This is a genomic window from uncultured Leptotrichia sp. (genome assembly GCF_938036635.1).
In the GTDB taxonomy this organism is placed as follows: domain Bacteria; phylum Fusobacteriota; class Fusobacteriia; order Fusobacteriales; family Leptotrichiaceae; genus Leptotrichia; species Leptotrichia hongkongensis.
The window spans coordinates 1-7,310 of sequence record NZ_CALHQO010000279.1; the positions used below are offsets into that span (position 1 = coordinate 1).

Annotated in this window: 9 protein-coding genes; 1 reads left to right on the forward strand and 8 read right to left on the reverse strand. The window is 30.7% G+C overall.

Annotated elements, in window-relative coordinates; translation table 11 throughout:
- The first annotated feature begins 269 nt into the window (after nt 1-269).
- Nucleotides 270-1,766, forward strand: coding sequence for a 4-alpha-glucanotransferase (gene malQ / locus Q0370_RS05415; protein WP_299573132.1), 1,497 nt, complete (start codon nt 270-272; stop codon nt 1,764-1,766).
- A gap of 84 nt (nt 1,767-1,850) precedes the next feature.
- Here malQ and Q0370_RS05420 read toward each other — a convergent pair whose 3' ends face one another.
- From Q0370_RS05420 to purF, 8 genes are all read right to left on the reverse strand, one after another.
- Complete coding sequence (locus Q0370_RS05420; protein WP_299573111.1) at nt 1,851-2,453, reverse strand: hypothetical protein; 603 nt, start codon at nt 2,451-2,453, stop codon at nt 1,851-1,853.
- Between the two features lie 24 nt (nt 2,454-2,477).
- Nucleotides 2,478-3,023 (reverse strand): M48 family metallopeptidase, encoded by a 546-nt coding sequence (locus tag Q0370_RS05425; protein ID WP_299573114.1) that lies wholly within the window; start codon nt 3,021-3,023, stop codon nt 2,478-2,480.
- Between the two features lie 65 nt (nt 3,024-3,088).
- The gene (locus Q0370_RS05430) at nt 3,089-3,637 is read right to left on the reverse strand and encodes a hypothetical protein (protein ID WP_299573118.1); all 549 of its coding nucleotides are present in this window, start codon (nt 3,635-3,637) and stop codon (nt 3,089-3,091) included.
- A gap of 149 nt (nt 3,638-3,786) precedes the next feature.
- Nucleotides 3,787-3,939, reverse strand: coding sequence for a hypothetical protein (locus Q0370_RS05435; RefSeq protein ID WP_299573120.1), 153 nt, complete (start codon nt 3,937-3,939; stop codon nt 3,787-3,789).
- Between the two features lie 27 nt (nt 3,940-3,966).
- The gene (gene purN / locus Q0370_RS05440) at nt 3,967-4,590 is read right to left on the reverse strand and encodes a phosphoribosylglycinamide formyltransferase (protein WP_299573122.1); all 624 of its coding nucleotides are present in this window, start codon (nt 4,588-4,590) and stop codon (nt 3,967-3,969) included.
- Nucleotides 4,578-5,576: a phosphoribosylformylglycinamidine cyclo-ligase gene (gene purM / locus Q0370_RS05445; protein ID WP_299573125.1), complete on the reverse strand. Its 999-nt coding sequence runs from the start codon at nt 5,574-5,576 to the stop codon at nt 4,578-4,580. The genes purN and purM overlap by 13 nt, the downstream gene beginning before the upstream one ends.
- A 21-nt stretch (nt 5,577-5,597) precedes the next feature.
- Entirely contained in the window at nt 5,598-5,885 is a 288-nt protein-coding gene (locus tag Q0370_RS05450; RefSeq protein ID WP_299573128.1) for a YciI family protein, read from the reverse strand.
- A 9-nt stretch (nt 5,886-5,894) separates the two neighbouring features.
- Nucleotides 5,895-7,310, reverse strand: a 1,416-nt coding sequence (gene purF / locus Q0370_RS05455) for an amidophosphoribosyltransferase (RefSeq protein WP_299573130.1), incomplete at its 5' end; no start/stop codon positions are given.

The window sequence follows — 7,310 nt, forward strand, 5'->3', positions numbered from 1 at the left end:
AAATATCCTGGTATTTTTTTATACATATTTTACTAACAATTTGTATACTATTTGTATACTACCGTCAAAAAATTACGTATTTTTACAGAATTTTCTCTAAGAATTTAAAAACTATTAAATCTCTGAAAGTCCTTTATTTTAAATACTCCCACCCCTTTTTCAAATTTTAATAATCAGACATTTACGTATATGTTGACTTTTGGCATAAAATATAGTATATTTAGTATGAGAAATCAAAACTAATTTTATTAATAAATTTTAAGGAGGATATAGAAATGTTTGAGAGAAGTTCTGGTATTTTGTTACATCCTACTTCACTTCCTGGAAAATATGGAATTGGAAGTTTAGGAAAGGAAGCATATAAATTTGTGGATTTCTTAAAAAAAGCAAATCAAAAATTATGGCAAATTTTCCCATTAGGCCCAACTGGATACGGTGATTCACCTTATCAATGTTTTTCGACATTCGCTGGAAATCCATATCTGATTGATTTTGACTTATTAATTGAGCAAAATTTATTATCAGAGGAAGATTTGAAAGATATTAATTTTGGTGACAATAAGGAATATGTTGATTATGGTGCTATTTATAATCAAAAATATCCTTTATTAAGAAAAGCATTTGAAAATTTTAAAGCTAATGGAAATAATGATTTAAAAAGAAAATTAGAAACTTTTAAAGCTGAAAATAGCGATTGGTTAAATGATTACAGCTTGTTTATTTCTTTAAAAAACCACTTTAATGGACTTCCTTGGACTGAATGGCCGCACGATATTAAAGTTAGAGAAGAAGCCGCTATTAATAAATACAGAGAGGAATTAGCTGATGAAATTGAATACAATAACTTTATTCAATGCCTATTCTTCGATCAATGGAACAATGTAAAAAAATATGCTAACGATAATGGAATTAAAATAATTGGAGACATACCAATCTTCGTTGCGGTAGACAGTTCTGACGCATGGGCAAATCCAGAAATTTTCCTTTTCGATCCTGAACTAAAACCCGTTAAAGTAGCTGGTGTTCCGCCTGATTATTTCAGTGCTACAGGACAGCTTTGGGGAAATCCTCTATACGACTGGGATAAATTAAAAGAGTTAAACTACAAATGGTGGGTAGACAGAGTTAGAGCTAACCTTTCTACTTGCGACATCATAAGAATTGACCACTTCAGAGGATTTGAAGCATACTGGGCAGTTCCTTATGGAGATGATACTGCAATAAATGGTCAATGGGTAAAAGGACCTGGAATTGACTTATTTAATAAAATAAAGGAAGAATTGGGAGAATTACCAATTATTGCCGAAGACTTGGGATTAATGACACAAGGTGTTATTGATTTGAGAGAAGCAACTGGGTTTCCTGGAATGAAAATCTTAGGTTTTGCATTTGATTCAGAAGAAGAAAATGACTACTTGCCTCATACTTATACAAAGAACTGTGTAGTTTATACTGGAACTCATGATAATGACACATTAATCGGATGGTTTACAAAAGCAAAAGAAAAAGATAAACAATTTGCAAGAGATTATTTAAACTCACAAACTGACGATAATATCCATTGGGATGCAATAAGAGGTGCATGGAGTTCTGTTGCAAACATGGCAATCGCTCCAATTCAAGATTTCCTAGGATTAGGAAGTGAAGCTAGAATCAATACTCCTGGAGTTGCTAGCGGAAACTGGCAATGGAGATTAAAAGATGATGTATTAACTGATGAATTAGCTGAAAAAATTGCTAAATTTACAAAAGTTTATTCAAGATAATTATAAAATTTTTGAATTTGAAAAATCAGGATAAATAAAAATAGAGAGAAATTTGAAAATATTATTCAAAAAACTCTCTATTTTTTAATCTCCAATTCTATTTAGCATCTGTATCTCCTGTAAATATTTTGCAATATTTAATGCACTTGATACTTGAATATGAATCAATGTTTTTCCGGTATTACTACTATAATTATTATTATCTGGGACAAATTTTATATACATCAAAGTTCCTGAATTATACAAAAATGTTGCTGAAGCATATGCATTTTGAAGTTTTGTATATCCTTTTCTCTTAGAATAAAGTTTTCTAATTTCAGCATCCATTTTTTTATGTTCTTTTACAGTTGTATCATATTCAAAAATTGAAGACATAAGTATATTTTTTGCAAAATAAAAACTCCCTCTTGCATAATTTCCAAAAGGATCTTTTACTTTTTCATAATAAAATACAGTATCGTCTACCCCATCATTATCACGATAATATTCCTTTTGTGGAACTACTTTTTTAAATTCTTCATAACTCATCAAAAGACTAATATCATCTGTAACTTTATACATTGTCTTAAAATCGCTCCATTTATCTGGATTTGTAAATTTTGGTTCAGTAATGTATCCAAATCCTGTATATGCTGAATATGATAATGAATTAAAAATCAATACTGATAAAATTATTGTTTTTTTCATATTCCTCCATTAAACACCTAAATACTATTTTTTTACTTTCTTATCAATTTCTTCCAAAAGTTTTTTTACTTTATTTTCTAAATTTTTATCATCTTTTATATAATTTAGCGCTTGTTTTAAATATTTTTCAGCTTCCGAATACTTTCCTTGAACAAAATAAAATGCTCCTAATTTAGAACTATATATTGTATCTTTTGGAAATTTATCCGCTAAGAATTTGAACATATATTCCGCTTTATCGTATTCTCCAATTTCAAGGTCCAATTGCCCTAAATTAAATATTGTTGCCGATATTAATTCAGTATCTTTTCTATCTCCTTTTTCTAACACATCAAGATAATATTTTTCAGCTTTTTTATATTCTTTTTTGTTTAAATATAAAGTTGCCAAATTATAGTTCGCTCTTATATTTCCCTTTTTTATTGACTCCAAAAACATTTTTTCAGCATTAGAATAATCATTTTTCTTGTAATATTCATTCGCCTTCAAAAATTCTTCATCGCCATTTGCTGCATAAATTATTGAAAAACTAAAAATTAGCATCATCAATACTAAAAATTTATGTTTCATTTTCATCTCCTCTCAGTTTTTGTATAAATTTATATTTTTCAATATTTATCTTTAATCAAAAAAATTTATCTTTTCACATTGTCATATTTTTGCATAAAAAGTGTTGCGACATATTCATTTTTATTGTATTTTACGCCTCCAATTTCCACTTCTCCTGCCACATCTTTTAAATCAGAATATTGATTATATTCCCAGCCATTTTTACTTGTCTGTTCCAAAATTTTAGCATTCTTTTGATATGATAATTCAATTACTTCAACATTACCTCTATATCTATATTTTTTTAACAGTTGTAAAATCTGAACCATAGTATTTTCTTCGTTTTGTTCTATCAAAAAAGTTAATTTATTTGGAAGAGATTTATTCATTCTCCAAATTTCTTCTATCAACTTTTCTGCAAATTTCTTCTCATCACTTTTATATCTAAAAGTAACCATGTCTCCTAATGATAGAGCTTTTGTTAACACCCCGCTTTGCTCTACAGTTCTTGCAATAGGATTTTTGAAATTATCATCCATTATAGTTATAACCACTTTCGGCATATAAACTTTTTTCTCTTTTGAAAAAGATAAAATTCCTAGTATTAAGAATAACGATAATATTATTTTTTTCATTTCTCCTCCTTTAATTATTTTTCTTTTTTATCTTTTAATTTTTTCTGAATAAACTTCACCATCAAGAATCCAGTTAGTCCTCCTGCAATCATCGCAACAATTACTAATATTTCTTCCATATTATAGTTTACCTCCAAATCTTTCTAAAATTAATCATCTAATTTTTCTTCTTCTAATTTATCTTTGCTTTCAATTTTTCCTAATTTTCTAAAAAAAGCTACTATTAATCCTATTCCAGTTACTCCTCCAATAATTATCATGATGTATGTTAATATAACTAAAATAGTATAATCTGTATCCATATTCAAATCATTCCTTTACTTTTAAAATTATTGTCCTAATAACTTTTTAATCCCCTCTATCAGCAGAATATGCTCTTTTTCCAGCACTCTCTTTTGTAAAATTTCAGGTGTATCATTCTCATAAACAGGCACTTTTACATTTGTTATAATTTCTCCTGTGTCTATTCCGTTATCTACAAAATGGATTGTGCAGCCGCTTTCTTTTTCTTTGTTTGCAATTACAGCTTCGTGGACTTTTATTCCGTACATTCCTTTTCCACCGTATTTGGGGAGAAGTGACGGATGAATATTTATAATTTTACGATTCCATTTGTTTATGAAATTTTCTGATAAAATTGACAGATAGCCTGCAAGTACGATGTAATCTGTTCTTTCTGTATCGTTTTCCAAAATAGCGTTTATTTCATCTGATAAATTTTTTCCAAATAACTTTTTATCGAGCATTATACTTTTTATCCCATGTTTTTCAGCTCTTTCCAGTCCAAAGCATTCCCTGTCGGCAATAACGTAGGAAATTTCACAGTTTAAATTGCCGTTTTCGATATTGTCGATTATTGACTGTAAATTAGAGCCTGAACCTGATATAAATACTGCTATTCGAGTTTTTTTATTTTCTGAATTATCTTTTGAATTTTCAATTATTTTAGACATATTTTTTCATCACCTTTTCCAATATGTCCGATTTCATAAGCATTTTCACCATTTTTTTCTAAAATTTCAATCACTTTTTCCTTATCCTTTGCGTCCACAATCAATACAAATCCTATACCCATATTAAATGTTCCCCACATTTCCTCTTCGCTTACTCTTGAAAATGTATCGTGCTTAAATAACTCGTGAATTTGAATTTTTGATTTTTGTATATTTGCACAAAGTCCGTCAGGTATTGTTCTTGGCACATTTTCGATAAGCCCTCCACCAGTAATGTGAGCCATTCCGTTGATTTTTACTTCCTTCATTACAGCCTGAACTGGTTTTACATAAATTTTTGTTGGAGTCAATAAATGTTCTCCAATTGTTTTCCCATTATAAACTTCAGTAAAGTCAGTAAATAATTTTCTGATTAATGAAAAACCGTTACTGTGTGCACCGCTTGATGGAATTGCAATTAAAACATCACTTTCCTTAACATCTGAACCATTCACAATTTGATCCTCTTCTACAGCCCCTACTGCAAATCCTGCAATATCGTATTCTCCTGGAGTATAAAATCCTGGCATTTCAGCGGTTTCTCCACCAATTAAGGCAGCTTCTGACTGCAGGCATCCTTCCACAACTCCGCTTACAATTTTAGCCGACACATTTGAATCTAATTTCCCGCAAGCTAAGTAATCTAGGAAAAATAAGGGTTTCGCTCCGTGACACAAAATATCGTTTATACACATTGCTACGCAGTCTATTCCAACTGTATTGTAAATTCCTGTTTCAAATGCAACTTTTAATTTTGTCCCAACTCCGTCAGTTCCAGAAACCAGCACAGGCTTTTTATAATCTCCAAGTTTGTATAAAGCTCCGAAACTTCCCAAATCATTCATAACATTGGCATTATATGTACTTTTAGCACCATTTTTTATTTTTTCTACACTTTTGTACCCTTCTTCTTTATCTACTCCCGAATCTTTATAAGAAATTGACATTTTTTCCTCCTATTATATCTTTTATTCTACAAATATTTTAAAATTTTTATTATACTTTGTAGGAAAAAATTCCGTAATTTCATATTCTGCAATTTCATTTGCATTAAATGGATCTTCTAAAATTATACTTTCTACTTCTGCTAAACTTTCTGCATTTAATAAAATTACACCGCCTGTTCTAGGATTTTTTCTTCCTGAACAAATGAATTTTTCCATTTCATAATATTTTTCCAAAAATTTTACATGTTCTTCTAAATATTTTTCAACTTCACTTACTTCCTTTATATAATTCAAACTTACAATATACATTTTTTCACCTTACTTCTTTAATTTTTCTAAAGCCTCTTTCTGAATTGGTGTCAATGAAGCATAAAATTCTTTTTCATAATCGCCCAATCCAGCTGGATAATCTCCATTAAAACATTCCATGCAAAGCCCTGTATAAGGTGCGTCAAAATCAAGCCCTATTGACTCAATCAGTCCATCTATGCTAAGAAATGCAAGCGAATCTGCTCCTATATATTCTCTTACTTCCTCAACAGTTTTATTTGCTGAAATTAATTCAGATGATTTTGAAACATCTATTCCATAAAAGATAGGAAATTTAAATTCTGGAGATGCAATACGGACATGTACTTCCTTTGCTCCCGCTTCTTTTAAGAGTTGAACTATACGGCTTGAAGTTGTCCCACGGACTATTGAGTCATCTATCATAACTACAACTTTATCTTTTACAACACTTTTTACAGCAGATAATTTCATTCTGACACCTTGCTCACGTAATTCCTGAGTTGGCTGAATAAAAGTACGCGCTACATATTGATTTTTAATTAATCCCATTTCATAAGGCTTTCCGATTTCCTCTGCATATCCACTTGCTGCTGACAATGATGAATTTGGAACTCCAATTATAATATCTGCATGTTCAACTGGAGCTTCCTGCGCCAATCTTCTTCCACATCTTTTACGTGACTTATGAACATTTACTCCAGAAATATCTGAATCAGGACGAGCAAAATACACATATTCCATTGCCGCAATGGCAGTTGAAGTGTTTTTAGTATATTTTTCTATTCTATATCCACTTTCATCAATGATAGCAACTTCTCCAGATCTTATATTTCTAATAAATTCTGCTCCCACAATTTCCAATGCACATGTTTCACTTGCCAAAATATAGGCTCCATTTTTTGTTTGTCCTAAAATTAAAGGACGAAATTCAAATGGATCTACTGCCCCATACAATTCTGTCTGAGTTTGAATTACGAAAGAAAATCCACCTTTTACTTGACGCAATGCATCTTTTAACTGACTCAGAAAATCTTTTTCCTTGCTTCTTCTTATCAAGTGAACCAATACTTCAGTATCAGACGAAGAATGAAAAATTGCACCGTGTTCTTCTAGCTCTCTTTTTAACGTCCTTGCATTAATCAAGTTTCCATTGTGTGCCAAGGCAATACTTCCATCAAAAAATTGAAATAAAAATGGCTGAATATTACGTTCACTGCTACTTCCAGAAGTTGCATACCGCACATGCCCTATGGCACTATTCCCTTCCAGACGATTAAATATTCTGTCATCATTAAATACTTCTGACACTAATCCAGGCCCACGATGTCCATTTACACGTTTTCCATCACTTACTACAATTCCTGCTGCTTCCTGTCCTCTATGCTGAAGACTGTGAATCCCGTAATAAGTAAGTCTTGCCGCATCAGGATGTCCATAAACTCC

Excerpts from the sequence above, each read along its gene's own strand:
- Q0370_RS05430 (WP_299573118.1), bottom strand. The coding sequence starts at position 3,637 with ATGAAAAAAATAATATTATCGTTATTCTTAATACTAGGAATTTTATCT.
- Q0370_RS05435 (WP_299573120.1), bottom strand. The coding sequence starts at position 3,939 with ATGGATACAGATTATACTATTTTAGTTATATTAACATACATCATGATA.
- Q0370_RS05425 (WP_299573114.1), bottom strand. The coding sequence starts at position 3,023 with ATGAAACATAAATTTTTAGTATTGATGATGCTAATTTTTAGTTTTTCA.
- purN (WP_299573122.1), bottom strand. The coding sequence starts at position 4,590 with ATGTCTAAAATAATTGAAAATTCAAAAGATAATTCAGAAAATAAAAAA.
- Q0370_RS05450 (WP_299573128.1), bottom strand. The coding sequence starts at position 5,885 with ATGTATATTGTAAGTTTGAATTATATAAAGGAAGTAAGTGAAGTTGAA.
- Q0370_RS05420 (WP_299573111.1), bottom strand. The coding sequence starts at position 2,453 with ATGAAAAAAACAATAATTTTATCAGTATTGATTTTTAATTCATTATCA.
- purM (WP_299573125.1), bottom strand. The coding sequence starts at position 5,576 with ATGTCAATTTCTTATAAAGATTCGGGAGTAGATAAAGAAGAAGGGTAC.